Origin of the sequence: Kitasatospora sp. NPDC053057 (genome assembly GCF_044546945.1) — a bacterium.
In the GTDB taxonomy this organism is placed as follows: domain Bacteria; phylum Actinomycetota; class Actinomycetes; order Streptomycetales; family Streptomycetaceae; genus Kitasatospora.
The window spans coordinates 1-23,897 of record NZ_JBITZP010000065.1; the positions used below are offsets into that span (position 1 = coordinate 1).

Annotated in this window: 22 protein-coding genes and 2 pseudogenes; 10 read left to right on the forward strand and 14 right to left on the reverse strand. The window is 72.6% G+C overall.

Going from position 1 to position 23,897, the window contains the following annotated elements:
• Nucleotides 1-873, forward strand: an 873-nt coding sequence (locus ACIG5E_RS36810) for an MFS transporter (protein ID WP_396541217.1), incomplete at its 5' end; no start/stop codon positions are given.
• 20 nt (nt 874-893) lie between these two features.
• Here the strand turns inward: ACIG5E_RS36810 and ACIG5E_RS36815 are convergent.
• The 3 genes from ACIG5E_RS36815 to ACIG5E_RS36825 form a co-directional block, all read right to left on the reverse strand.
• Nucleotides 894-1,463 carry a rhodanese-like domain-containing protein gene (locus ACIG5E_RS36815; protein WP_396541219.1) on the reverse strand — a complete coding sequence of 190 codons (570 nt, stop codon included), beginning with the start codon at nt 1,461-1,463 and terminating at the stop codon, nt 894-896.
• 65 nt (nt 1,464-1,528) lie between these two features.
• Nucleotides 1,529-2,278 carry a sulfite exporter TauE/SafE family protein gene (locus ACIG5E_RS36820; protein WP_396541221.1) on the reverse strand — a complete coding sequence of 250 codons (750 nt, stop codon included), beginning with the start codon at nt 2,276-2,278 and terminating at the stop codon, nt 1,529-1,531.
• Nucleotides 2,275-2,649 carry a rhodanese-like domain-containing protein gene (locus tag ACIG5E_RS36825; RefSeq protein WP_396541223.1) on the reverse strand — a complete coding sequence of 125 codons (375 nt, stop codon included), beginning with the start codon at nt 2,647-2,649 and terminating at the stop codon, nt 2,275-2,277. The genes ACIG5E_RS36820 and ACIG5E_RS36825 overlap by 4 nt, the downstream gene beginning before the upstream one ends.
• Before the next feature lie 345 nt (nt 2,650-2,994).
• Between ACIG5E_RS36825 and ACIG5E_RS36830 the strand changes: the two genes are divergently transcribed.
• Both ACIG5E_RS36830 and ACIG5E_RS36835 read left to right on the forward strand, forming a co-directional pair.
• On the forward strand, nt 2,995-4,380 hold the full coding sequence (locus tag ACIG5E_RS36830; RefSeq protein WP_396541225.1) for a rhodanese-like domain-containing protein: 1,386 nt from the start codon (nt 2,995-2,997) through the stop codon (nt 4,378-4,380).
• A 100-nt stretch (nt 4,381-4,480) separates the two neighbouring features.
• Nucleotides 4,481-6,430 (forward strand): DUF4157 domain-containing protein, encoded by a 1,950-nt coding sequence (locus ACIG5E_RS36835; RefSeq protein ID WP_396541227.1) that lies wholly within the window; start codon nt 4,481-4,483, stop codon nt 6,428-6,430.
• A 76-nt stretch (nt 6,431-6,506) separates the two neighbouring features.
• On the opposite strand, the gene ACIG5E_RS36840 is transcribed toward ACIG5E_RS36835, so the two are convergent.
• Nucleotides 6,507-7,061 carry a hypothetical protein gene (locus ACIG5E_RS36840; RefSeq protein ID WP_396541229.1) on the reverse strand — a complete coding sequence of 185 codons (555 nt, stop codon included), beginning with the start codon at nt 7,059-7,061 and terminating at the stop codon, nt 6,507-6,509.
• Nucleotides 7,062-7,397: 336 nt separating this feature from the next.
• Nucleotides 7,398-10,382 carry an AAA family ATPase gene (locus ACIG5E_RS36845; protein ID WP_396541231.1) on the reverse strand — a complete coding sequence of 995 codons (2,985 nt, stop codon included), beginning with the start codon at nt 10,380-10,382 and terminating at the stop codon, nt 7,398-7,400.
• A 45-nt stretch (nt 10,383-10,427) separates the two neighbouring features.
• Between ACIG5E_RS36845 and ACIG5E_RS36850 the strand changes: the two genes are divergently transcribed.
• Nucleotides 10,428-10,583, forward strand: a complete 156-nt coding sequence (locus tag ACIG5E_RS36850) for a rhodanese-like domain-containing protein (RefSeq protein WP_396541233.1) — start codon at nt 10,428-10,430, stop codon at nt 10,581-10,583.
• A 118-nt stretch (nt 10,584-10,701) separates the two neighbouring features.
• On the opposite strand, the gene ACIG5E_RS36855 is transcribed toward ACIG5E_RS36850, so the two are convergent.
• On the reverse strand, nt 10,702-10,965 hold the full coding sequence (locus tag ACIG5E_RS36855; protein ID WP_396541235.1) for a hypothetical protein: 264 nt from the start codon (nt 10,963-10,965) through the stop codon (nt 10,702-10,704).
• Between the two features lie 215 nt (nt 10,966-11,180).
• Here ACIG5E_RS36855 and ACIG5E_RS36860 point away from each other — a divergent pair, with 215 nt between their 5' ends.
• The gene (locus tag ACIG5E_RS36860) at nt 11,181-12,122 is read left to right on the forward strand and encodes a TIGR01777 family oxidoreductase (protein WP_396541237.1); all 942 of its coding nucleotides are present in this window, start codon (nt 11,181-11,183) and stop codon (nt 12,120-12,122) included.
• Nucleotides 12,123-12,256: 134 nt separating this feature from the next.
• Nucleotides 12,257-13,105, forward strand: coding sequence for a PH domain-containing protein (locus ACIG5E_RS36865; RefSeq protein WP_396541239.1), 849 nt, complete (start codon nt 12,257-12,259; stop codon nt 13,103-13,105).
• Here ACIG5E_RS36865 and ACIG5E_RS36870 read toward each other — a convergent pair.
• The gene (locus tag ACIG5E_RS36870; protein ID WP_396541241.1) at nt 13,095-13,529 is read right to left on the reverse strand and encodes an SRPBCC family protein; all 435 of its coding nucleotides are present in this window, start codon (nt 13,527-13,529) and stop codon (nt 13,095-13,097) included. The genes ACIG5E_RS36865 and ACIG5E_RS36870 overlap by 11 nt on opposite strands.
• Nucleotides 13,530-13,646: 117 nt before the next feature.
• Between ACIG5E_RS36870 and ACIG5E_RS36875 the strand changes: the two genes are divergently transcribed.
• On the forward strand, nt 13,647-15,287 hold the full coding sequence (locus tag ACIG5E_RS36875) for an alpha/beta hydrolase (RefSeq protein WP_396541243.1): 1,641 nt from the start codon (nt 13,647-13,649) through the stop codon (nt 15,285-15,287).
• On the opposite strand, the pseudogene ACIG5E_RS36880 reads toward ACIG5E_RS36875, so the two are convergent.
• Nucleotides 15,288-15,449, reverse strand: a pseudogene (locus ACIG5E_RS36880) (MFS transporter); the annotation flags it as partial.
• A gap of 445 nt (nt 15,450-15,894) precedes the next feature.
• On the opposite strand from ACIG5E_RS36880, the gene ACIG5E_RS36885 reads away from it, so the two are divergent.
• Both ACIG5E_RS36885 and ACIG5E_RS36890 read left to right on the forward strand, forming a co-directional pair.
• On the forward strand, nt 15,895-16,254 hold the full coding sequence (locus tag ACIG5E_RS36885) for a hypothetical protein (RefSeq protein ID WP_396541245.1): 360 nt from the start codon (nt 15,895-15,897) through the stop codon (nt 16,252-16,254).
• Between the two features lie 72 nt (nt 16,255-16,326).
• Nucleotides 16,327-16,443, forward strand: a pseudogene (locus ACIG5E_RS36890) (XRE family transcriptional regulator); the annotation flags it as partial.
• Here ACIG5E_RS36890 and ACIG5E_RS36895 read toward each other — a convergent pair.
• From ACIG5E_RS36895 to ACIG5E_RS36905, 3 genes are all read right to left on the reverse strand, one after another.
• A complete protein-coding gene (locus tag ACIG5E_RS36895; protein ID WP_396541247.1) occupies nt 16,440-17,783 on the reverse strand; it encodes a M64 family metallopeptidase in 1,344 nt (447 codons plus the stop codon). The pseudogene ACIG5E_RS36890 and the gene ACIG5E_RS36895 overlap by 4 nt on opposite strands.
• A gap of 133 nt (nt 17,784-17,916) precedes the next feature.
• Nucleotides 17,917-18,639, reverse strand: coding sequence for a hypothetical protein (locus ACIG5E_RS36900; protein ID WP_396541249.1), 723 nt, complete (start codon nt 18,637-18,639; stop codon nt 17,917-17,919).
• Nucleotides 18,640-18,687: 48 nt separating this feature from the next.
• Nucleotides 18,688-19,317 carry a hypothetical protein gene (locus ACIG5E_RS36905; RefSeq protein ID WP_396541251.1) on the reverse strand — a complete coding sequence of 210 codons (630 nt, stop codon included), beginning with the start codon at nt 19,315-19,317 and terminating at the stop codon, nt 18,688-18,690.
• Between the two features lie 274 nt (nt 19,318-19,591).
• Here ACIG5E_RS36905 and ACIG5E_RS36910 point away from each other — a divergent pair, with 274 nt between their 5' ends.
• Nucleotides 19,592-20,416, forward strand: coding sequence for an SAM-dependent methyltransferase (locus ACIG5E_RS36910; protein ID WP_396541253.1), 825 nt, complete (start codon nt 19,592-19,594; stop codon nt 20,414-20,416).
• 100 nt (nt 20,417-20,516) lie between these two features.
• On the opposite strand, the gene ACIG5E_RS36915 is transcribed toward ACIG5E_RS36910, so the two are convergent.
• From ACIG5E_RS36915 to ACIG5E_RS36925, 3 genes are all read right to left on the reverse strand, one after another.
• A complete protein-coding gene (locus tag ACIG5E_RS36915) occupies nt 20,517-21,185 on the reverse strand; it encodes a calcium-binding protein (protein ID WP_396541255.1) in 669 nt (222 codons plus the stop codon).
• On the reverse strand, nt 21,182-22,432 hold the full coding sequence (gene wecB, locus ACIG5E_RS36920; protein ID WP_396541257.1) for a non-hydrolyzing UDP-N-acetylglucosamine 2-epimerase: 1,251 nt from the start codon (nt 22,430-22,432) through the stop codon (nt 21,182-21,184). The genes ACIG5E_RS36915 and wecB overlap by 4 nt, the downstream gene beginning before the upstream one ends.
• A 66-nt stretch (nt 22,433-22,498) precedes the next feature.
• The gene (locus ACIG5E_RS36925) at nt 22,499-23,752 is read right to left on the reverse strand and encodes a glycosyltransferase (RefSeq protein ID WP_396541259.1); all 1,254 of its coding nucleotides are present in this window, start codon (nt 23,750-23,752) and stop codon (nt 22,499-22,501) included.
• Between the last annotated feature and the right edge of the window lie 145 nt (nt 23,753-23,897).

Genomic DNA, 23,897 nt, shown 5'->3' on the forward strand with positions numbered 1-23,897 from the left:
CGGCCGACAGATCCAAACCAGGACACCACGGTCCGTTCTCGCGCGGGTCAGGCCACGGCCCGGGACAGCACCCGTCGATTCTCACAGTTCTCGCTGGGCGGCAATCTGGGCTTCGCGGTGGCGCCGCTGCTGGTGGCGGTGGTGGTCGGCCTCGGCGGACTGCGACTGACCCCGCTGCTGGTGCTGCCGGCCCTCGCGGGCGCCGCGCCGTGCCTGCCGGTGCTGCGCGAGCTGGCCCGTCGGCGGGCCGCCGGGTCGGGCGTGGAGAGCCGGGCCGGGCGGGACGACCAGGCGTCCTTCGTGAAGCTGTCGCTGGCCGTGGTGTGCCGCTCGATCGTCTTCACCGGCCTGAGCACCTTCCTGTCCCTGTTCGCCGCCCAGCGCCTCGGCGGCGGGACGGCGGCGGGCACCGCGGCGCTGGTGGTGCTGTACGCGGGCGGCGCGGTGGGCTCGCTGTTGGGTGGGGCGCTGGCGGAGCGGTGGGGGCGGGTCGCGGTGGCGCGCTGGTCGTACCTGGTCGCGGCGGTGGCGGTGGCGGGCGTGCTGGTGGTGCCGGGCCCGGCGCTGTACGTGTGTGTGGCGCTGACCTCGGCGGGCCTGTATGTGCCGTTCTCGCTGCAGGTCACGCTCGGGCAGGACTACCTGCCGTCGCGGATCGGCACGGCGAGCGGGATCACCCTCGGGCTGACGGTGAGCGTCGGCGGCCTGGCCAGTCCGCTGATCGGCGGGCTCGCGGACGCGACCTCGCTGCGGACGGCGCTGGTGCCGCTGGTGGCGATGCCGCTGCTCAGCTGGGCGCTGTTCCGCAGCCTGCCGGAGCCCGTGGTGCCGGAGGCGGAGCGGGAGACGGAGGCGGTCACCGCGCAGGCGTAGCGCCGCCCGCAGTTGGTCTTCTATACGGTCGTAAGGAGAGCGAGCGTGTCGTCGAGCGTCGGTGCGCCCGGGCGGGGTCGGTTGTACGGGAGCCTCCCCAGCAGTGCGCCCATCGCGCAGCTGTTGGTCAGCGCGGAGAACACCAGCCCACCGCCGACCGCGGCGGACACCCAGCGGGCGCCCGGCCGGGCCAGGTCGGCGAGCACGCCGAGCAGGACGATCGACCCGGCCGCGAGGCGGACCTGACGGTCCATCGCCCACACCGGGCGCGCGCCGGCCACCCGGTCCACGGCGTGCCCCGCGCCCGTCCAGGCGTTGGTGCCGCCGGTGACGACGAGGGCGGTGATCCCGGCCTCGGCGAGCTGTTCGCAGGCGCTCTGGGCACGTTGTCCGGCGGCGCAGACGACGGCGAGGTCGTTCCTCCCGGCGGCGGCGCGCAGGGCGGGCAGGGCGCGGTCGAGCTGGTCGAGCGGGATGTTCAGGGCGCCCGGGATGTGGCCGCCGGCGTACTCGCCGGGAGAGCGGACGTCGATCAGGGTGAGCTGGCCGAGACGCGGCTTGAGCTGTTCGACGGTGAGCGGTGCGGTCATGGGGAACTGCGGTCCTTTCGGGAGGGGGTCCGGCGCGACGTCGGCGGCCGGGGCGGGAAGGCCGGTCAGCTCAGGGTGGTGACCAGCATCAGGGCGGCGACGCCGAGCAGGGCGACGGCGAAGGCCCGTTGCAGGGTGCGGCCGCTGAGCTTGTCGGCGAGCCGCTTGCCGTCCCAGGCGCCGAGGATCGCGGCGCCGGTGAAGGGCGCGGCCACGGCCCAGTCGATCGAGCCGGTGGCGCCGAGGCGGGGCAGCAGGGCGGCGAGGGAGTTGGCGGTGATGACCAGCAGACTGGTACCGACCGCCTCGGCCATGGTGAAGGCGAGCACCGAGACCAGGGCCGGTACGGCGAGGAAGCCGCCGCCGACCCCGAGCAGTCCGGTGACGGCGCCGAGTCCGGCGCCCGCCGCGGTCGAACGGCCCGGTCCGGCGGCGGAACGTTCCTGCTGCTCCACCTTGGGCGGCGCCAGCATCCGCCAGGCGGCCAGCGCCGCCAGCACCGCGAAGGCGCCGGTCAGCAGGGCGCCCGGGAGGTGGGTCGAGAGCGCCCCGGCGGCTGCGGCGGCGGGTAGTCCGGCGGCGGCGAACAGCGCCCCGGTGCGCCAGCGCACCCGCCCGGCCCGGGAGTGGGCGAGCAGGCCGGTCAGCGAGGTCGCGGCGACGATCACCAGGCTCGCCGTGGTGGCCAGCGCCGGGGAGAAGTCGAGCAGGTAGACCAGGGCGGGCACGGCGAGCATGCTGCCGCCGCCACCGAGTCCGCCGAGTGCCAGCCCGACCACCGCTCCCGCGGCGAGCGCCAGGATCAGCGTGGTCATATGACGTGTCCGGTGCTGCTGTCGGGCGTGGTGACCGGCAGGCCGGCCTGCGCCCAGGCGCCCATGCCCCCGGTGACGTTCAGCACCTCGATTCCGCGTGCGGCGAGCAGTTCGGCCGCGCGCTGGGAGCGGTGGCCGGACAAGCAGATGGCGAGCACCGTGCGGCCGACTGCCTCGGGCGGAAGCTCGACCCCGGCGGCCAGGGCGATCAGCGGCAGGTGCAGGGCGCCGGGGGCGTGCCCGGCCGCGAACTCGGCGGCCTCGCGGACGTCGAGCAGCACGGCGGTGCCGGCGCGGGCCAGTTCCTGGGCCTGGGCGGGGGAGGCCTGGACGGGGGAGGCCTGTCCGGGGGCGGACGGCGGCTGGGGCATGGGTTTCTCTCCAGTGGTGCGGGCCGGACCGCAGGGGTCCGGCGCATCGGGGGGTGGCGCATCGGCGGTGCCGTGCCCGTACGGGCGTTGGCGGTGGCGCGGGTCTCTCCTCGGCCCCGCCCGTGCCCGGTCGGTGCCGGGTCCGGCGGCGGCCGGCTCCCCCTTCGATGCCCACCATAGTACCCCCCGGGGTATTATCGAAATCGTTCGTCGATACCCCGGCCCGTATCGGCCCTGAGGGTTGCATGCCGGGAAATACGCCGAGGGGGGTATCGATGTGATCGCGACCGCGCTGCGGCGCCCGGCGCCGCCCAGCTATCCAGACCCCCAACGAGGAGAAACTCCGTGATCTTCAGCCAGTACTACCTTGACTGCCTCTCCCAGGCGTCCTACCTGATCGCCGACGAAACCACCGGCCAGGCTGTGATCGTCGACCCCCGCCGGGACGTCGACGAGTACCTCGCCGACGCCGCGGCGCGAGGCCTGACCGTCGTCAGCGTCATCAACACCCACTTCCACGCCGACTTCCTGGCCGGCCACCTCGAACTGGCCGACCGCACCGGCGCCTGGATCGGGTACGGGCGGCGCGCGGAGACCGAGTACCCGATCCGCGAGCTCACCGACGGCGAGCGGATCGAACTCGGCGACGTCACCCTGCAGATCATGGAGACCCCCGGCCACACGCCCGAGTCGATCAGCATCCTGGTCTTCGAGCAGCCCGACGACACCGTCCCGTACGGCGTGCTCACCGGCGACGCGCTGTTCATCGGCGACGTCGGCCGCCCTGACCTGCTCGCCTCCACCGGCGTCACCGCCGCCGAACTCGGCGCCATGCTCTACGACAGCGTGCACCGCAAGCTGATGGCCCTGCCCGACGAGACCCTGGTCTTCCCGGCCCACGGCGCCGGCTCGGCCTGCGGCAAGAACCTCTCAACCGAGAAGCGGTCCACGATCGGCAGGCAGCGCCTGACCAACTACGCCTGCCAGCCCATGGACCAGGACACCTTCGTCCGCATCGTCACCGCCGGCCAGCCCACTGCCCCCGCCTACTTCGGCCACGACGCCGCCCTCAACCGGCAGGACCACCCGCTGCTCGACCGCACGAACGCCGCCCGTCCGCTGTGCCCCGAAGGCTTCGAGGAGGCCCGCACCGCGGGCGCCGTCGTCCTCGACGCCCGCGGCCCCGAGGAGTTCGGCGCGGGACACATCCGCGGCGCCGTCAACGTCCCCGTCGACGGCCGCTTCGCCGAACAGGCCGGCACCGTCCTCAGCCCTGAGAGCACCATCGTGATCATCGCGCCGCAGGACCGCGAGGACGAGGTCATCACCCGCCTGGCCCGCATCGGCTTCGACCGCGTCGCCGGCTACCTGCGCGACCCCGGCAACGCCCTGCCCGCCCTGGCCGGCGAGGTCACCCCCGCCAGCCGCCTCACCGTCGACCAGCTCCGGACCGCCCTCGCCGGTGAGCAGCCCCCCACCGTCCTGGACGTGCGCACCTGCGGCGAACGCGAAGCGGGCTTCATCGACGGCTCCCTGCACATCGCCCTGGCCGACCTCCCCCGCCGCCTGAACGAGATCCCCGCCGACCGCCCCCTGGTCGTCCACTGCGCCGGCGGCCACCGCTCCTCCATCGCCGCCAGCCTCCTGCGCCACCACGGTCACACCGACGTCTCCGACCTCCTCGGCGGCTACACCGCATGGCACACCCTCACCCACCCCGCCCGAGGCTGAACCCAACCGTCCCGGGGCAGCCACTACCGTCGCCGCGGTCACCGACCCCCGTACTGCGGCCACTCCCCGTTTCCTGTGGGGGTCAGCCGCGCCGGAAGAGGTGATCCGCTCGGCCCCTTCGAGCGCCCGTTCTGTTCGGAAGGGCACCGGACTCTGCCCTCGGGCTGCATGCGCGGCTCTGGCCGGTGCACCGTGCACGACGGGACCCTGGTGGGTGGAGATCGGTGGGTTGAGGGCGAATCCGGGAGCGGGCGTGTTCCAGAGCGGCAAGCAGACGGACGTCGTCAACGACAAGGCGAGCGCACCGAGTCGGCCGCGCGGCACCGGGCCGGCGCCGCAGCCCCTGCAGCTCCTGCAAGCCACTGTCGGGAACGCCGCGGTGGTGCAGATGCTCCAGCGGGCCGGGCACCTCCCGGCGGCGGGAAGCCGGCTCCAGCTCCTCGTCGACGACGGTCGTCAGGACGAGCAGCCGCAGGTGCAGCGCTCCACCGTGCACGACGTCCTGCGCTCTCCCGGCCGCCCGCTGGACACGGCGACCCGTGACGACATGGAGTCCCGGTTCGGCGCCGACTTCTCCGACGTCCGCATCCACGACGACCACAACGCCAGGATCTCCGCCGCCGAGGTCGGCGCCCGCGCGTACACCTCGGGAAGTCATGTGGTGATCGGTGAAGGCGGGGGCGATCGCCACACCCTCGCGCACGAATTGACCCATGTCATCCAGCAGCGACAGGGCCCGGTGGCGGGAACGGACAACGGCACGGGCCTGCGGGTCTCCGATCCGTCGGACCGCTTCGAGCGGGAGGCCGAGGCGAACGCGACCCGCCTGATGTCCAGGGGTGCGCGGCTCGCGGCGGACACGACGGACACGGCGCGGCCCGGTCATGCGGTGCGAAAGGAAGCGCAGCTGTCCTCCGCGACGACCGTTCAGGGCGCCTGGGAGATGCGGGACGGCGAGTACCAGTTCGTCGAGGACGACGACTCCGTGTTCCAGGCTTCGCTGCGCGAGGCGACGGGAGACACGAAGAAACTGAGGCCGGAGCTCGCCAAGAAGTGGCTTGAGGCGGCGCGCTTGGGCGAGAACGACAAACAGTCGGCGTACTACAAGAGCACCGCGTATCGCTCTCTCGACGCCTTCCTGAAGTCAGGTCCGGTACGCGCGTACGGGCCGAAGGACCAGGAGCGGTTCATGAAGGAACTGGCCGCCTTCAGCACGGGCAAGGACGCCGAGAAGCAGGACGAACTCCTCACGTCAGTGGTGGAGTTGGGCGACTGGATCGAGAAGACTTACCCACCCGGCAAGTTCGTCTACGTTGGGCTGGGGCGCAGCCCGGCCGCCGTCATGGCGCACCTCCAGAGCAGGAACCCCCGCATCACCTACTCGATTCCGCTGTCAAGCTTCCGCCCCGGGCCGGAGGACCCGGGTTCGATCCTCGGGAAGGTGCTCACCACCGAGTCGCGGGAGAAGAACTGGTTCGGCCGTGAGTCCGCGGTGAAGCGGCCGAGCGCCCCGCCGTCCGAACAGCAGCAGGCCATGCTCGACGCCCACTTCGCCGAGTTCCTGCCGAAGGACCTGCCGGGCAAGGTCCTCCTCATCGACTACACGCAGTCGGCGCAGTCACTGGTCTCAGCCCAGCACTATCTGCAGCGCTACCTCGGCAAGAAGACACCGGTGTACGGCCTCGCCCTGCACGAGGACCGGCACGAGGCGCAGGTACGGGCCGTGTACGAGGCCGTCACCGTCGACGAGGAGGTGCCGATGCCGTACAGCCCCACCGATCTCGACGTCATCGAAGACCTCGCCGACGAACGCGCGACCTGGGGAGAGCGGTTCGCCTCCAGGAACGTCGGGGACAACACCCCGCTCGCGGAAGCGTTCCGGCGGGAGCTGTTCGACGAGTACTCCCAGTACGGCTCCTACAAGCTTCTGGAACAGGAACTCGCCTCGTTCGAGGCGGGACGGCCCCGCACGAGCGACGAACGGGAGGCCTACCAGGTCCTCAAGGAGGAGCTCGAGAAGATGGACAAGTCACGCGGCGCGCGTTCCTGACGCCTGACGGCCCGTTCCGGGCCGGCGCCGCACCTCATGAGGAGCACCACGACCTGCCGCGGGTCGTACTGACACCTCAGAACTCGTCCTCATCACCCCGGTCGACGTCGTGCAGCGTCTCGCCGAACCGCTCCAGCGCCTCCTCCGGCCCGCAGCCGAAGGCGCGGCCGATGTACTCCCAGGTCATCAGGTTGCTGCGGGCCTTGCGGCCGGCCAGCAGTGCGGTCGAACCGGCGGCGCGCTCGAACCGGGCGGCCGCACGGGCGGCGGCGTACGGCTTGCTCTCCGTCAGGTCGCAGATCCGGTCCACCAGCGCCGCGACCAGTTCCTCGACCTCGCGCGGCACCACACCCTCGGCCAGGTCAACGTGCCACTCCCAGTCCGCGAAGGGCCCGGTGGCCTCGCCCACCGCCTCGGTCGCCTCGTCGTCGCCGAAGTCCAACAGGTGCACCCGCTCACCCCGCCAGCCGCAGCTGCAACCACCGCGCACCGCAGCGGCCCGGGGACCATCCGCACCGTTGTAGAGCCACCAGGTGGTGCGCCCGTCCGGCAACGGCGCCGGCTCGCTGCCGTTCGCCAACACCGCCGCCGGGAAACCCTGGTGGCGCCCGCTCTCGTCAACCCATGGCATGCCGTGTTCCTCGCGTCCCTGGAGTACAGCACCAGGGTTCTCAGCCCGTGACGCACTGTCAAGTCTTCGCGACAACCGGTCCGACCCGCAGCTCAAGGCGGCGCGCACCAGCCGCCGCGCGCCGGTCAGGGGTGCTCGGGCAGCTCGGTGAACCGGGTCGATCCAGGTGATGGTTCCATCCGCCACCGGCAACGGACCGCGATGAGGCCGCCACCGGGCTCCCGAACCGAATCGAGCGTCTCCTCATGGAGGCGGAGAAGACCCGTAACCCGCAGTGGGAGAACCTCGGGGACGCAATGAAAGACCTCGTCGCCCCTGGGGGTGGCGTAGCCGGGCCTAGGCGCCGATGTCCTCCGGGTGGAACAGGCGGAGGTCGTCGACGGTGGTCTCCAGGCCCGTGCGTTCGCGGTCGCGGAGGCGGCGGGCCTGGGCGGTCTGGACGGCGGCGAGGAGTTTGCGGACCTCGCGGGCGTTGCCGAGGGCGTAGTCGGTGGCGTGGGTGGTGAGGTGGGAGCGCACGGCGGCCAGGGTGTCGGCGGGGAGGGTGTAGCCGGCGGGTTCGGCCATCCGGACCAGGATCTCGACGAGTTCGTCGAGGCCATAGGCGGGGAACTCGACGGTGGCGGAGAAGCGGGAGGCGAGGCCGGGGTTGGCGGCGAGGAAGGACTGCATCTCGTCGGTGTAGCCGGCCACGATGACGACGACCTCGTCGCGGTGGTCCTCCATCAGCTTCACCAGGGTGTCGATCGCCTCCTGCCCGTAGTCGGGCCCCGAGCCGGCCGGGCGGACCAGGGCGTACGCCTCGTCGATGAACAGCACGCCGCCGCGGGCCCGTTCGAAGGCCTCGGCGGTCAGGGCCGCGGTCTGCCCGGTGAACGCGCCGACCAGGCCCGCGCGGGAGACCTCGACGACCTGCCCGCGGGCGAGGACGCCCAAGGCCGCGAGCAGCGAGCCGTACAGCCGGGCGACGGTGGTCTTGCCCGTCCCGGGTGGGCCGGAGAAGACCAGGTGGCTGGGCAGCGGGTCGGCGGGCAGGCCGGCCGCGCGGCGGCGCCGGGCCATCACGATCAGGTCCATCAGGTCCCGGATCTGCTGCTTGATGCTCTCCAGGCCCACCATGGCGGAGAGTTCGCCCAGTATGGTGTCCAGCTGGTCGGTGTCCCTGGCCTCGCCGAAACGTGCGCCCAGGCCGCGGTCGACCACGCCGTTCAGGTCCTCGGGCAGGAGCTGCACCAGTTGCTCGGGCGAGGGGTCGTCGTGGTCGGCCAGCCGCAGCGCCTGCTGCTGGATGGCGGCCTCGAAGATGCGCCGGGCCTCGCGCCCGTTGCCGAACGTCGCGGTGCGCCGGGCCTGCTGGAAGTGGGCCTTCAGCGCGTCGCGGGTGCCGTCGGCGAGGACGAAGTCGAACTGCGCGGTCAGCCCCTCGACGATGGCGACGAGCTCGTCCGGGGTGTAGTCCTCGAACTCGATGGTGCGGGAGACCCGGGACTGGAGGCCGGGGTTGGCGGAGAGGAACTCGCGCATCTCGGCCGAGTAGCCGGCGAACACGACGACGACCTCGTCCCGGTGGTCCTCCAGCAGCTTCACCAGGGTGTCGATCGCCTCCTGGCCGAAGTCCGTGCCCACGCCGAAGCGGCGGGAGAGGGCGTAGGCCTCGTCGATGAACAGCACGCCCCCGCGGGCGTTGTGGAAGACGGCGGTGGTCTTCTGGGCCGTCTCGCCGAGCACCTTCCCGACCAGGTCGGCGCGGGAGACCTCGGTGACGTGGCCGTCGGCGACCACGCCCAGGGCGGCCAGCAGCCGCCCGTACACCCGGGCGACGGTGGTCTTGCCGGTGCCCGCGGAGCCGGAGAACACCATGTGCCGCCCGATCGACGGCCCTTGGGCCACCCCCGCGCGGCGGCGCTGCTCGGCCACCCGCAGGAACTTGACCAGCTTGCCGATCTCCTCCTTGACCTCGCGCAGGCCGATCATGGCGTCCAGCTCGGCGAGCAGCGCGTCCAGGGACGCGTTCGGGGCGGCGGTCGGCGCCGTACTGCCGGCCGGCCGCTCGGCGGACGGGACGGACGGGCGGGGCGGTGCCGACGGCGGGGCGGGGGTAGTGGCAGGAGCTGTGATGGAGTCCGGTGCGGAGTCCGGCGCCGGCTGGAAGTCCCGCAGGTCGCCCTTCTGATTGCCCGTCGAGACCAGTGCCTCGATGTCGGCGTCGGCGCCCCGGAACACGATGAGCCCGGGGCCCTCGGTCCTGGTGACGGTGACGTGGCGCAACCGGGCGGGCCCGCCGGGCATGAGCACCAGGCCGGCGTCGGCGTTGCGGGTCAGCTCGACCCCGGTCATGGTGAGCGCGCCGTCGTCGCCGAAGCCGACGCCGACCTTGTTCCGCTCGATCCGGCCGCCGGCTACCTCGGTCCGGCTGCCGCCCCCGCCGCCGGCCGCGAGCCCGAGCTCCGTCGACCCCTCGATGACGCAGTTGGTGAGCGTGGCCGCGGCGCCGTCGTCCACGACGGCCCCGTTGCGGCGGGCGTCCCGCACGGTGACCCCGTCGGCGGTCAGGACACCGCGGGTGGTGCACCAGACGCCGTCCATCGCCGCCGCGGTGATCTGCAGTCCCTCCACGGTGGCGTGGGCGTCGTCCCGGACCACGAGCCCGCACAGCTTGGAGCCGGAGACGGAGCCGCCGCGGATCGCGGCCCTGGCGTGGGCGTCGACCATGATCCCGGCCTGGTCGGGCCCGTCGATCTCGCACTGCTCGATCAGCGGGTTGGCCCGCGTGGTGATCCAGATCCCGTGCTCCCGGGCCCCGTTGACCCGGCAGTTGCGCACGCTCACCCGGGCGCCGTCACGCAGCGCGATCCCGCACGCCCCAGCGCCGATCACCTCGGTGCCCTCGATCACGCCGGCGGCGTCCAGATAGGCGATACCGGCGTCGCGGACGGTGCTCCCGCGCAGGAACAGCTCCGCGCCGCCGCGGGCCGACACGCTGGTGGCCGACCGGCTCATGAACTCGCAGTCCTCCACCACCGTGGTGCCGCCGACGACGCTCAGCGCCAGCCCGTCCGCGTGCCAGTTGCGCAGGACCAGGCGCTGGAGCGTCGTTCGGCCCTCGATCTGGAGGTTGTGCTCGTCGGAGCAGTCGATCACGACGGACCCGCGCGGGCCGAGCGCGGTGATCGTCGCCGTCCCCCAGAACCGGTACGCCTCGGTCCGGTAGTGACCGGGCGTGATCGCGATGTTGACCGCCCCGGCCGGAGCCGCCTGCAGCGCATCGCTCAGCGTCCGGTACGCCCTCGGCTCCGTCTGCGACACCAGCAGATTGAACATCCACACCCCATTGTCCCGGCCCACGATGATCCGAGACGTGATCGTATGTCAGGGCCCGGACTCATCACCCGCCTCGCCCTCCACTGCGCCGACGGCGGCCGCTCCTCCATCGCCGCCGGCCTCCTGCGCCGCGATGGCCGCGAGGAGGTCTACGACCTCATCGGCGGCTACACCGCCTGGGCAGCCGCCCCTTCGGAGTGACGGGCCCGGCGCGCCGGGCGTAACGGGCGGCGCCGTGAACGACCGGGCCCGCCCGGCGGGTGTCCGCCGGGCGGGCCTGTCAGTAGCGCCTGTCAGTAGCGCCTGTCAGTAGCGCGTGTCAGCAGCTGTGCGCGGAGGAGGGGCGCGAGGCCGCGACGTACGGCTTGCCGGAGATCTGCGCGACGACGTCGGCCGGGCAGGAAGCGATCCAGGCGGCGCCCGTGGCGTGGTTCTTGACCTTGGCGTCGCTGCAGTACACGGCGCGGTCGGCGGTCTTGAAGCACTGGTAGCCGGGGTAGCCCGCCGCCGAAGCGGTGTTCGCGCCGGCGAGCAGGCCGGCCGCGGTGAGCAGGGCGAGGGGCAGGGCGGTACGCATCCTCATGGGTTCTCCCACTGGTTCGTACGGACAGTACGGTGATCCTGGCATCGCGGGGGCGGGCCGAACAACGGTGAGTGTCATGTTTGGGTCAAAAATATCCGGAGTGAACCCCTCGCCGATCCGCTGCGTTGCGCACACCTCGTCAAGCAGGGGTGGAGATTGAATTGAACGCGTTCAATTATCGCGCTAGGCTCGCTGCCGGAGATGAGGGGGAACTCATGAAGATCGTCATCCCCGGCGGCACCGGCGCGCTCGGGAACCTGCTCGACCGCAGTCTGACGGCCGCCGGTCACCAGGTCGTGGTGCTGAGCCGACGACCCTCCGGGCCCCGGCAGGTCGGCTGGGACGGCCGCACCATGGGCGCCTGGACGGCGGAGATCGACGGCAGTGACGCCGTCGTCAACCTGGCCGGGCGCAGCGTCAACTGCCGCTACACCCAGGAGAACCAGCGGGCCATGATGGACTCCCGGGTGCACTCCACCCGGGCCGTCGGTCAGGCCATCGCCACCGCCCGCAGGCCGCCCGCCGTCTGGCTGCAGATGAGCACCGCCACCGTCTACGCCCACCGGCACGACGCGCCCAACGACGAGCTGACCGGCCGGATCGGCGGCGGCGAACCCGACGCCCCGGCCTCCTGGCGGTACAGCATCGACATCGCCCGGGCCTGGGAGGACGCCCAGTCGCAGGCGGACACCCCGCACACCCGCCGCCTCGCGCTGCGCACCGCCGTCGTCCTCGGCCCCGAGCGCGGGGGCGCCCTCGACTCGCTGTCCTGGCTGGCACGGCTCGGCGTCGGCGGACCGATCGCGGGCGGCGCGCAGTACGTGTCCTGGATCCACGACCGGGACTTCGCCCGCGCCGTCGAGTTCCTGATCGAGCACGAGGAGCTCAGCGGTCCGGTCAACCTCGCCGCCCCGAACCCGCTGCCCCAGCGCGAGTTCATGCGCGAGCTGCGCGCGGTCTGGGGCATGCCGCTGGCGCTGCCCGCCGCGCGCTGGATGGCGGAACTCGGCGCGTTCGCGCTGCGCTCGGAGAGCGAACTGCTGCTGAAGAGCCGCCGCGTCGTGCCCACCCGGCTGCTGGAGGCGGGCTTCGCCTTCGCGTACCCGGACTGGCCGCAGGCCGCCCGCAACCTGGTCCGGCGGCTGCGCGGACGGTAGCGCGGCGGCGGCGCGGACGGTAGTGCGGCGACAGCGCGGGTCGGGTTCGTCACGGCGGTGTCACAGCTTCGCGGTGGCGGTTGCCCGGGGCGGGTGCCGGTCGGGAGCGTGGGGGGGGCGAAGGGGGGCGGAACGTGGTGCGGCTGTGGTTCATGCAGCAGCGGGGGGAGTTCGTCGGCGTCGGCTCCATGGTGGGGCTGGCCGTGGCCATCCTCCTCGTCGAGACGGGGACGACCGATGGGGGAGCGGCCTTCCTCGCTCTGGCGGCGATCGTCGCGGTCGCGGCCTTCGCGCTGCCCCACGCGTACTGGCTGCGCGCGGACGAGGACGGGCTCACCCTGGTGCGGTCGCTCGTACCGCGCCGCTACGCCTGGGCGGACATCCGGGGGCTGGCGATGGAGCTCGGCCGGGACGCGGAGAACGACGGCCACCACCTCACCCTGCGGCTTCGCCTCGCCGACCCGCCCGGCCGGTTCTGGGGCCCGCGGCTTGGCCGGATCGACGTCACCGAGGAGGACACCCCGGAGGGCGTCCCGCGCCGGGCGCTGGCCGAGCTGTTCGCCGTGTTCGTGGAGCGCGAACTGCCCGTCGACCTCCCGGAGTTCGCCAACGAGGTGCTCAGGGTGCGCGGACTGCCGCAGCTGCCGCCGCTGCCGCTGTGGGCCCCGCCCGAGGAAGGGGCGCCCACTCCGGAGCAGGCCTACGCGGACGCGCCGGGCATCGAGGACGAGAGGGGTGACCTCGTAGCACTGGGGAAGGCCGTCAAGCGGCGGGTCCGGCTCAGCCGGGAGTACCTGCTGCGCCGCGCGGCGCTGGCCGACCGGGTGTTCCTGCGCGACGGGGACGGCCTGGCGCTGGCGATCGCGCTGGGGGAGGCCGAGCGGTTGGCGGAGCACGACGGGATCAGGGTCGAGGGCGACCAGCGCCACTACGTGCGCGAGCAGTACCTGAGCTACCTGGGCCGACGCACCCTCAACCCGTAGTGGGGGCCGAGGCCAGCAGGTGGTCCAGCACCCGGCCGAAGACGAGCCGTCCGGCGAGCGCCACCGCCGGGTCGAACAGCCGGGGCAGGCCGGTGATCCGCAGCTCCTCGGCCCAGACCACCTCGCTGCCCGCGCCCACCGCGCGGACCCGCAGCTCGGCGTCGCCGCGCACCACCCGCCCCCGCTTCGCCAATCGGCAGTGCGCGGGCTCCGCCAGCTCGACCAGCTCCATCGGGTCGTCGAAGCGCAGCGGCCCGAGGGCCGTCCGCGCCAGGATCACGTCCCCCGGCCGGTGCCCGGTGCCGCGCGCCACGCTCACCCGGGTGAACGGCACCCGGTCGCCGTGCCGGGGCCAGGCGGTGAGCCGCGCCCAGCAGTCGGCGGGTGGCAGCGTGGAGCGGCGGGTCAGCACGAAACGGGCCATGCCGCAGCCTAACCGGGAGACGGCGAGCCCTGGTCGAGCCCGTCGGGTTGGTCAAAGCTTGGCAAAGTCCGGTTCACCCCCTGGATGTGCCATTGCACATGTCACATCATGCTCCCCATGAGAAAAGCCATCGCCCTGCTCTCGGCCGCCGCGGCCGTGGCCACCCTCGGCGGGATCGTCGGTCCTGCCGCCTCCGCCGTCGAGCCCGACGGCCCCGACCTGGTCGACACCGGCCAGGGGAAGCTCGTCTGGAACTCCTGCAACGACACCGCGACCCCGGCGCTCCAGTGCGCGATGCTCGACGTGCCCGTGGACTACGCCGACCCGCGCGGCCGCAAGATCAGGATCAAGCTCAACCGGCTGCCCGCCACCGCCCCCAAGGACAAGCAGCAGGGCCCGATCCTGCTCAACCCCGGCGGCCCCGGCGACTCCGGGCTCTGGATGCCCGCCTACATCTCCGGCCAGATCCCGGCGGACGTCGCCTCGACCTACGACTGGATCGGCTTCGACCCGCGCGGCACCAACGGCAGCGACCCCCATGTGGTCTGCGACGCCCACTACTTCGACGCCGAGCGCCCCGACTACCAGCCGGACCAAGGGACTTCGAAGGCCTGGCTGAAGAAGGCGGCCGGCTACGCCGCCGACTGCGCGGCCGACTGGTCCTGGCTGCTGCCGCACATGACCACCGTCGACAACGCCCGCGACCTGGACAGCATCCGCCGGGCGCTCGGCGCACCGAAGATCAACTTCTACGGCGGCTCCTGGGGCACCTCGCTCGGCTCCACCTACGGCCAGCTCTTCCCCTCACACGTGCGCCGGATGGTGCTGGACAGCATCGTCGGCCCGACCATCAGCTGGTACGACCACAACGTCCTGCAGGACCAGGAACACCAGCGCCGCTTCGACGCCTTCGCCGACTGGACCGCCAAGGCCGACTCCGTCTACCACCTCGGCACCGACGCCAAGGCCGTGGAACAGGCCTACCACCAGGTCGAGGACGCCCTGCGCAAGGAACCGGCGGACGCCGCCCCGGCCCCCGGCAGGATCGGCCCCGCCGAGTTCGAGGACACCTTCTACAGCGGCGGCTACAACTTCCTGCGCTGGCCCCGGATGGCCACCGTGCTCTCCGCCTACCTGACCCAGCACGACACCCGGCCGCTGACCATCGCCTACAACAAGTACGCCGCGCCCGGCACCGACGACGGCGCCTTCCCGGCCTACAACGCCGCCCAGTGCACCGAGAACGCCTGGCCGCGCGACTGGGAGTTCTGGAAGAAGGACCAGGCCAAGGTCAACGCCACCGCGCCCTTCTACACCTACAACAACATGTGGTACAACGCCGCCTGCATGTTCTGGCCCTACCAGGGCAACCAGGCGGGCCGGCTGAAGATCACCGGCAAGAACCTGCCCCCGGTCCTGCTCTTCCAGGCCACCGAGGACGCCGCCACGCCGTACCAGGGCGGCCTCGCCATGCACGACGCGCTCCCCGGATCCAAGCTGGTCGTCCAGAACGGCGGCAGCTTCCACGAGATCCTCTTCCACGGCAACGCCTGCCTGGACGACACCTTCACCGCCTACCTGCGCGACGGCAGCCTGCCCCAGGGCAAGGGACGGATCGCCAAGACCTGCGCCCCCGAGGCCGACCCGGCCCCGGTGTACCTGACCCCGCCGCCCGCCACCGCCAAGGCGCTGACGGCCGCCCCGGCCGCTCCGCTCCCGCCCACGGACCCGGAGGCCGTGCGCGGGGTGCTGCGCTAGCTAGGACGTTTCAGGCGACGTGACGGCACTCAGCGGCGTAGCCAGCGACTCCAGGCTGCGCCGCTCCGCCTGCACACCGGTCGCCGCCTCGACCAGGCCGGCGGCCGTCATCAGCGCCGCGCCGATGCAGAAGGCCAGCGTGGTGTCGGAGACCGTGCCGCTCTGTCACGTTCGGTGAACGGTCGCGACTTCCTCGTCATGATGCCCCGGTGGCGGCCCGAGCGCGCGCCCGGGCGGGGTCAGTCGGGCGGCCAGAGCGTCGTGAAGCCGATTCCCCCGGCGACGGAAGGCCGGTCGAGGGGCGCCGGCCTCGCGCAGGTACTCGGATCCGCCCGTCGGCGAACGACCTGTCCGCCGGCGATCCGCCCGTCGCCGAACCGCCCGCCGCCGGTGCCGTGAGCCGCCCAGTGCCGTGAGCCGCCCGGTGCGCCTGGGTGTGCGCCGGTGCGCCGGTCGGGTGCATGCGCTCAATTCACTTGGTGAGACGCGAAGTTGGCGCTTTTCGATGACGTGGTGGAGCATGGGCGGAGTCCGGTCTGTTGCGGCGCGCTTGCGCCCGGCCGAGGCGGTACGCGTACGGCGAGAGGAGGCGGGTCCCGTGGGTTCGGTGGCACGTCCGTTTCTGGTCCGGGGGAGGGCGGTTCCGCTGGCCAGGTACCTGGCGGAGGAGGGCATCGAGGGCCTGGTGGCATGCTCGTGTATCGGCAACGAGGTCACCATCGACCTCTCCGACACCCGGATCCTGGTGAGCCTGGCCGACGTCGGCGGGGTGGTGGGCCTCACGTTCCACATGGTCCAGGACGGCCCGGCCAAGGCCCGTTCCTGGACGCGCAGGCTGCCGAGCGACACCGCGCCGAGGGAACTCGCGGCGAGCATCGCCCGGGACGTCCGGACGCTGGAGCGCGAACTGGCGCCACTGCGGCGCCGCCCGCCGGAGGGCACGGAGCGCCGCTGGCCTGTGATCTGACGGCTTTCCTGGCCCGCCCACGGCCCCAAGCGCTTCCGGCACCCCGCGGTCGGCGACGTCGCGCTCGACTACGAGACCTTCCACGTCCCCGGCGCCGCTCACCACCTCCTGGGGTCTACACGGCCCCGCCCGGAAGCCCCGCCGAGGAGGCGTTTGAACCTCCTCGGCGGCCTCACAGCGCCCGATTAGCGCGTCACCAGCCAGGACAGGCTGCCGGTCAGTTCCGCCCGCAGGGCCGGGTCCGCCACCGCCGGGGTCGGGTCGGTGGCGACGGCGGTGAGCAGGTGCGGCCGGGAGCGGGGGCCGGTCAGGTGCAGGGCGTCGAGGTCGAGCGCGGTGCGCCCGCGCAGCCGGGGATGCTCGCGTCCGTCCAGGTACCAGCGCAGTACGGTGCCGGGCACCGGCAGGTCGACGGTCAGCCGGTCGGCGGCGGTGAGCCAGGAGCCGGTGGGGGTGGGGCTGGTGAGCGGGGTGGCGTGGCGGTAGAAGCCGGCGATCATCGCCTCCCGTCCGGGCAGGTTGAACTCCCGTCCGAGCGAGCGCATGATCGAGTTCTCGGTCGGCCGGTAGAGCCCCGTGGGGTAGTAGCCGCCGCCCTGGTAGCTGCCGACCGTCCCGCCGTCGGGCGAGGGCTGACCGAGCCAGCGGGCCCACTTGGTGCCCTGGTCGCGCATCGGGTCGGCGGTCAGCGTGCTGAGGTTGGCCTCGGGCGGCTCGTCGCCCTGGTAGCTGCCCTGGCCGTCGTAGGCGTACTCGTCGGCCAGCTTGCCCAGTGAGTGCCCGGTCTCGTGCACGGCGATCTGCCCGGACTTCGCGTTTCCGCCCGCCACGGTGGCGATGCCCTCGTAACCGATCGGGGACTTGACGTCGTTGTAGCCCGCGCCGCCGTACTTGGCGCTGTTGGCCACCACGATCACCAGGTCCGCCTGCGGGGCCTTGGCGGCGTAGCGCTCGACCGCCTTCTCGTCCACGCAGAGCAGCCGCTCCACACCGTCGCACCAGAAGTAGGAGCCGAGCGCGGTGTGCCGTACGGTCGCCTGGTCCGGATCGCCGGTGACGCCGGACTCGGGTGAGACGGCGGACACCGCCCAGACGTTGAACAGGCGCTGGTAGGTGGCGTACGGCTCGACGGCGGTGATCTCGCGCCACTTCTCGGCGGCGTCGGTGCGGAACTTCTGCTGCTCCTGGGCGGAGTAGCCGTCGCCGATCACCACCACGTCCAGCTTGGTGGCCGGGTCGCCGTTGCGGACCAGGGCGGTGACCTCGCCGTCGCCGTCGCCGCTCGGCGCGGCGAGGCCGGCGGTCGGGGTGGCGAGGTAGGGGGAGGCGGCGGGGGCCGTGGCGCGGGAGATGCCGCCGTCCTCGGCGAAGACCTCCACCTGGCGCCGGGGCCCGTCCGCCGCCGGTGCGCCTGGTCCGTCCGGCGCCGGTGCGCTCCAGGCGGGGGCGGCGCCGAGCAGCGTCGCGGCGAGGGCGGCGGTCAGCAGGGCTGACGCGGCCCTGGCCGTGCTGGTGGTCCTGGTGTGCACGAGGGTCCTCCCGGTGGACGGCGGGTGTGGGGAGGCTCCTTCCCTTGTTGGGGACCTGACAATCTCTCAGTGGTTCACCCGACGGCCGCTCAGCGCCCCGCTCGACGGTCCGCAGAACCCTGCTCGACGGCCCTCAGTGCCCGCTGAGCGCCTCCGCCAGGGTGCGGGCTTGCTCCTCGGTGATGCCGAGCGCCAGCGGGATCTGCCGGGGGCTGTAGTGCGAGGAGCAGACCGGGATCGGGCTGTCGGGGGTCAGGAACCAGCGCGGCTTCCGCTCGGGCTCGCCCAGCAGCTGTGCGGCGAACTCGACGACGACGTCCGGCCGGAACCCGACCGCCGCCAGTGCCTCGGCCACCGTGCGCCGTGCCTCCTCCAGGGGCGTGTCCGCGTCGCCGAGCGCCGGAAGCAGGAGCAGGAAGCGCTGCGCCTGGTCCCGGAGTCCATCGGCGCCCGGATCGCCCTCGGAGCGCGCCAGGTTGACCAGCTCCGGCCAGGACAGCCCGGGGCCGGAGCCGTGCGGACCGAACTGCCCGAGGAAGCCGAGCCGGCCCCAGTCGGGGTGGTGGACGAGGAAGTCGGTGTCGCTCTCGTCCTCGAAGTTCTGGTAGACGACGCAGGCCGTGTGGCCCTGCCGGAACGGCACCCGCAGCAGCAGCGTCGGCGCCTCGGCGTCGAACAGCCGCTCCACCATGGCGTCGTAGGCCTCGCGGGCGACGCCGTACGCCTCCGGCTCCTCCACGTCGTGCCCCGGAACCAGGAGCAGGTGGGCGAGCCAGAAGGCGGGCTCGTCCGTGAGGTCCTCGCCCAGGAGCAGCTCTTCGTCCTCGAACCCGGGAATGTGCGGTGCGACAGTCATGGGGGGAGCGTAGTGCGGGGGCCGAACAGGGCGGCGGCCGAGCGGGAGTCAGAACTCCTCAAGGGTGCGTAGGCCGGCGTAGGCCGCGAGCAGCCAGAGGGCGATGCCGATGACCAGGGTGACGATCAGCGGCCACTGGATGGTGATCAGGACGGCCGAGCCGATGGCGGTCGCGACCGCGGCGACCACGCCCGAGGCCAGCAGCATGCTTGCCATGACGTCGACCTCGTCCAGGTACATGGCCGTGAGCACCAGGGCCACTCCGGCGCCGATCAGCGCGCTGAACTCGATCCACTTCAGCCACGGCAGATTCATGGGCTTCGCGCGGTGCCCGTGGTAGCTGACCTCGAGCACCTTGCCCCGCAGGACCTTCAGGTCCACGATGGTGCCGGGCCCGACGTCGTCATAGAACGCCTCGCCGACGCTGTAGTCGTCGGTGGGTGCGGTCTCGCGGGCGACGGCCAGCTTGTAGGTCGTCGAGCCGTCGTCCGCCTCCGTCCACCGCTTCGTCACCCGGCCGCTCTCCCGGGCCGCGCAGAGCGCGCCGGGCTTCGCCGCCGGGGTGGCGCAGGTCGGCACGGCCCGGTAGGTGTGGATCTCCTCGAAGACGTCGACGAACCGGACGAAGCCGAACACGGTGACGGCGAGACCGGCGAGCAGGATCGTGATGTGGGCCACGGCCCAGAGCCTCTCGCGCAGGCTCGGCGGCGGTGCCGACTTCTTCGGCGGTGGGGTCGTGTCCCGGGGGGCCCAGTCCTCAGGCATCCTCACCGCCCAGCGTCCGTACCGTTCGCGCGTCCATCGGCACCCCCACCGGTCGTCCCCTCCCGACAGCCCCGTTCGCACCCGGTGCGAAGCCGGGCGCAGACCGGATCATGCCAGGGAAGGGCGGCGAGCGCGAGGAATTCCCCCCACCCGGGCCGGACTTGTGAGCGGCGGTAGATTGTCCGGCATGACGCCGACGCCTGACGCGATGAGCCCGGTCTCGCGCACCGCCCTGTCCGTTGCTCGGGTCCGGGCCTACGAGAGCGGCCGGCCCGACCCGCTGTTCGTCGACCCGTACGCGGCCGAGTTCGCCGTGGCGGCCGGGATGCCCACGGAAGTTCCCGAGAACACGCGCCTCAGCGGACTCGCCGCGGGACTGGTCCTCCACATCAGGCTGCGCACCCGCTTCTACGACGACCGGCTGACGGCCGCCGGGGCGGAGCAGGTCGTCCTGCTGGCGGCCGGGCTGGACACCCGGGCCTACCGGCTGGACTGGCCCGCCGGGACGCGGCTGTGGGAACTGGACCTGCCGCCGGTGCTGGCCTTCAAGGAGCAGGTGCTCGACTCCGCCGGCGCGATGCCCAGGTGCGAGCGCGACGTGCTGGCGGGCGACCTGCTGGACCCCGGCTGGCCGCGCCGCCTGGTCGCCGCGGGCTTCGACCCGCAGCGGCCCACCGTCTGGCTGGCCGAGGGCCTGGTGGTGTACCTCAGTGCCGAGCAGGCGGCCGGGCTGCTCACGGCCGTCGGCTCGCTGTCCGCCCCGGGCAGCCGCCTGCTGATGGAGCGGGGCCGGGACGTCTCCCTGACGCCGCAGGACCCGGCCCTGGCCCATGTCATCGCGCTCTGGCAGGGCGGGCTCGGGCCCGACACCGACAAGTGGCTGGACGCCCACGGCTGGCAGACCCGGACGACCTCGCTCGCGGAGGCCGCTGACACCCTCGGCCGTCCGCTGCCGGACGGCGTCGGCCGGACCAGCGGCTTCATCGAGGCGGTGCGGACGACCGCTCGATGAGGAGCTTCACCAGCGCACGTGGCGGATCCTCAGCCGTCCCAGCCCCCATCTCCCCGGAGATCCGGATCGTCGGCCCGCCAGGGCGTGCGGGCACGCGGGGCTATTCCGACGGTTCCACCGCGATGTCAGTGAACTCCACCCGGGCGTCCTCCGTGTACGCCCCGATGCTGCCGCCAAGGTACGGGCGTTCCTCGTCCTGGTAGGACACCAGGGCCCTGCCGTCGACGCTCACCTCCATGCGCGCGGCGCGCTGGGCCACCGTCACCGCGGACCACCGGCCGACGGGGTACTGCTCGGGGCCCGTCGCCAGGAAGCGCTGGCCGCCGGGGTAGACGGGATCGCGCTTGCCCAGCTCCCAGCCGTTGGGCTTGAGGATGAGGTAGTAGAAGTGCTCCGGGTCGGAGTACGCCCACACCAGCCACGGCACCTCCCAGGGGTTGGGCGTGGGCGTGCGCAGCTGGGCGACCGTGCGCATCCGGGCCTGGAGGTCCATGTCCCGGTACTGCCGGGTGGAGACGATCAGCCCGGCGTGGGTCTCCGACGCGGTCCGCGCGGACATGGGGGAGAGTGACAGGCCGTCGTCGAGGCCGGTGTTCTCGCCGTGGCCGTCGAAGACCGACCGCCACGGGCCGTGGACCGAACCGTCGGTCCACGGCCGCGCCGGCTCTCCGCCGCCGCCTCCCCAGTCGGCGCTCACCGCGAAGGCGAGCCCCGCCGCCGCGGTGGCGGCGAGCAGTGCGAGGGCGAGGAGCCGGCGAACTCTCGTCATGCCGTCGAGTATGACCCCGGACCGCCGGGCCGAGGGATGACCAGCGGGTCCGCCGTGGACGCCGCAGCCGCGTCCACGCCGAAGTCCTCGGCCAGCTGCGCCACGATCCGCGCGGTGGCGTGCCCGTCACCGAAGGGGTTGCCGGCCTTCGCCATCCGCCGGTACGCCTCCTCGTCGTCCAGCAGCCGCACGGCGGCGTCCAGGATGACCTCCGGGTCGGTGCCCACCAGTCGGGCCGCGCCGGCCTCCACGGCCTCGGGCCGCTCGGTGGTGGTGCGCAGTACCAGGGCGGGTTTGCCGAGGGTGGGCGCCTCCTCCTGGACGCCGCCGGAGTCGGTCAGGACGAGGTCGCAGCCGGCCAGGGTGGCGGAGAAGTCCGCGTAGCCCAGCGGTTCGACGATCCGGATGCCCGGGTGGTCGGACAGTTCGGGCAGCAGGACCTCGCGGACGGCCGGGCTCTTGTGGAGCGGCAGCACGATCTCCACGTCGCCGCGGTCGGCCAGCCGGCGCAGGGACTTGCCCATGGCGCGCATCGTGTCGCCCTGGTTCTCGCGGCGGTGCAGGGTGACCAGGACGCGCCGCGGGCCGCTGCTCTCGAACCGGTCGCGGCCGGCGTCCTGTTCGAGCACCCACAGCAGGTTGTCGATGACGGTGTTGCCGGTGACGAACACGTCGGCCGCCGGGACGCCCTCGGCGATGAGGTGCCCGGCGGCGCGGGGCGTGGGCGCGAAGTGCCGGCGGGCGATGCGGCCGATGAGCCGGCGGTTGAGCTCCTCGGGGAAGGGGTTGTCCGGCACTCCGGTACGCAGTCCGGCCTCGACGTGCGCGACGGGGACGTGCTCGTAGAAGGCGGCGAGGGCGCCGGTCAGCGCGGAGGTGGTGTCGCCCTGGACGATGACGAGGTCGGGGCGCTCGGCACGGACGACCTCGCCCAGCCCGTCGACCAGTCTGGCCGTCAGCTTGGACAGCTCCTGCCGGTCCCTCATCACGTCGAGCTCGAACTTGGCCTCGACCTGCAGGAGTTCGAGCATCTGCTGGAGCATCTCGCGGTGCTGGCCGGTGGTGACGACGAGGGGTTCGAAGTGCGGGGAGGCGGCCATGGCGCGGGCCACGGGCGCGAGCTTGATCGCTTCCGGGCGGGTGCCCAGGACGAGCATCGCGCGGACGGGTGCGGTGCCGGCGTTCGGGGACGTCGAGACTTCCGGGGACATCGAGGCGTGCGGGGACGTCGAGACTTCCGGGGACATGGGGTCTCCAAGGAGGGTGCTTGAGGCACAGGGAGGAAGGGAGACGGCGGGGAGAGCGGGCGCGCGTCAGGTGCGTGCGGTCTTCAGCCAGGTCTGCTTGCCGGTGAGCATCCGCCACAGGCCCCACCAGCCGGCGGCGAACCAGATGTAGCCGTAGACGACGAAGACGTGGGAGAGCAGCACCGCGCGGACCAGACCGAGTCCGCGCTCGCGCCGGGAGTAGACCCAGCCGTAGGCGTACGCCGCGGTGAAGGACAGGACGTACGGGCCGATGAACCACATCGGTGACATCAGCGGGCGGCCGGCCTCGACGGAGCCGACCACGACGCCGCCCGCGGCCACGGCGAAGGAGAGCGGCAGCAGCGAGGTGAGCAGGATCAGTACGGGGCTGGAGAGGTGGTACAGCAGGTCGATCGCGGCCTTGGTGGGCACTTCGCGCAGGATCAGCGGGACCAGCCGGGCCGACTGGAGGTGGCCCTGGAACCAGCGGGACCGCTGGCGCACCAGCCGGCGCACGTCGAGCACGGCCTGCTGGGAGACGGCGGCGGTGGTGCAGTGGTGGTTGGTCCAGCCGCGGGCGATCAGGCGCACCCCGAGGTCGAGGTCCTCGGTCAGGGAGTCGCTCCACGGCCCCTTCCCGTGCTCGTCGCTGAGGGTGTCCAGCGCGGAGAGCCGCATGAACTGGCCGTTGCCGCCCATGCCGACGCTGCCGAAGTAGCGGCGGGCGGACTGGAAGATGTCCCCGTAGATGACGAATTCCATGTCCTGGAGCCGGGCGAGCAGGCCCTGGTGACGGTTGTACATGCGCACGCCGACCTGGGTGGCGCCGGTGCGCGGGTCGTCGAAGAAGGGGTCGACGGCCTGGACGATGTGCGGGTCGAGGCGACCGTCGGCGTCCACCACGCAGACGATGACGTCGCTCGGGTCGCGGCCGTCGAGGATGCCGGATTCCCGCAGGTGGCGGATGCCGGCGTTGAGGGCGGCGCCCTTGCCCTTGCGGGCGTCGGGCAGGTGCCGCTGGAGCAGTTTGACCCGGTCGGGGTGGGCGGCGCGGGCGATGTCGGCGGTGCGGTCCTCGGACGCGTCGTCGATGACCAGGGCAATGAAGCTGCCGACCGGCAGTGAGGTGATCCGGGCCAGGCTTTCGGAGAGGACCTTCTCCTCGTTCAGGCAGGCGAGGAGGAAGACGTAGAGCCGCTCGGCGTGCGGGGCCCGGTCGTTGCGGACCCGGCGTCTGGAGAGGAGGAAGAGGGCGGAGTTGTAGCAGCCCGCCATCACGATGATGGCGATGCTCGACCAGAGAAGAACGTCCGTGATCATCGGTTCTCACCGGGATTCCGGAAAGCGAACCAGAATTTTACCCCGATGAGGGTGACAGCTAGAGAACAGTAGAGCAGGAATCCGGCACCGGCCGCTTCCTGCAGGCCTTTGGCAAAGGGCAGTCCCGGCAGAACTTCTGGGGCGG

What these genes read in the sequence shown, in the direction of transcription:
- ACIG5E_RS36875 (WP_396541243.1), top strand. Translation starts at nt 13,647, where the DNA reads ATGAGAAAAGCCATCGCCCTGCTCTCGGCCGCCGCGGCCGTGGCCACC.
- ACIG5E_RS36820 (WP_396541221.1), bottom strand. Translation starts at nt 2,278, where the DNA reads ATGACCACGCTGATCCTGGCGCTCGCCGCGGGAGCGGTGGTCGGGCTG.
- ACIG5E_RS36860 (WP_396541237.1), top strand. Translation starts at nt 11,181, where the DNA reads ATGAAGATCGTCATCCCCGGCGGCACCGGCGCGCTCGGGAACCTGCTC.
- ACIG5E_RS36825 (WP_396541223.1), bottom strand. Translation starts at nt 2,649, where the DNA reads ATGCCCCAGCCGCCGTCCGCCCCCGGACAGGCCTCCCCCGTCCAGGCC.
- ACIG5E_RS36870 (WP_396541241.1), bottom strand. Translation starts at nt 13,529, where the DNA reads ATGGCCCGTTTCGTGCTGACCCGCCGCTCCACGCTGCCACCCGCCGAC.
- ACIG5E_RS36855 (WP_396541235.1), bottom strand. Translation starts at nt 10,965, where the DNA reads ATGAGGATGCGTACCGCCCTGCCCCTCGCCCTGCTCACCGCGGCCGGC.
- ACIG5E_RS36915 (WP_396541255.1), bottom strand. Translation starts at nt 21,185, where the DNA reads ATGACGAGAGTTCGCCGGCTCCTCGCCCTCGCACTGCTCGCCGCCACC.
- wecB (WP_396541257.1), bottom strand. Translation starts at nt 22,432, where the DNA reads ATGTCCCCGGAAGTCTCGACGTCCCCGCACGCCTCGATGTCCCCGGAA.
- ACIG5E_RS36900 (WP_396541249.1), bottom strand. Translation starts at nt 18,639, where the DNA reads ATGACTGTCGCACCGCACATTCCCGGGTTCGAGGACGAAGAGCTGCTC.
- ACIG5E_RS36840 (WP_396541229.1), bottom strand. Translation starts at nt 7,061, where the DNA reads ATGCCATGGGTTGACGAGAGCGGGCGCCACCAGGGTTTCCCGGCGGCG.
- ACIG5E_RS36815 (WP_396541219.1), bottom strand. Translation starts at nt 1,463, where the DNA reads ATGACCGCACCGCTCACCGTCGAACAGCTCAAGCCGCGTCTCGGCCAG.
- ACIG5E_RS36910 (WP_396541253.1), top strand. Translation starts at nt 19,592, where the DNA reads ATGACGCCGACGCCTGACGCGATGAGCCCGGTCTCGCGCACCGCCCTG.
- ACIG5E_RS36850 (WP_396541233.1), top strand. Translation starts at nt 10,428, where the DNA reads ATGTCAGGGCCCGGACTCATCACCCGCCTCGCCCTCCACTGCGCCGAC.
- ACIG5E_RS36845 (WP_396541231.1), bottom strand. Translation starts at nt 10,382, where the DNA reads ATGTTCAATCTGCTGGTGTCGCAGACGGAGCCGAGGGCGTACCGGACG.
- ACIG5E_RS36925 (WP_396541259.1), bottom strand. Translation starts at nt 23,752, where the DNA reads ATGATCACGGACGTTCTTCTCTGGTCGAGCATCGCCATCATCGTGATG.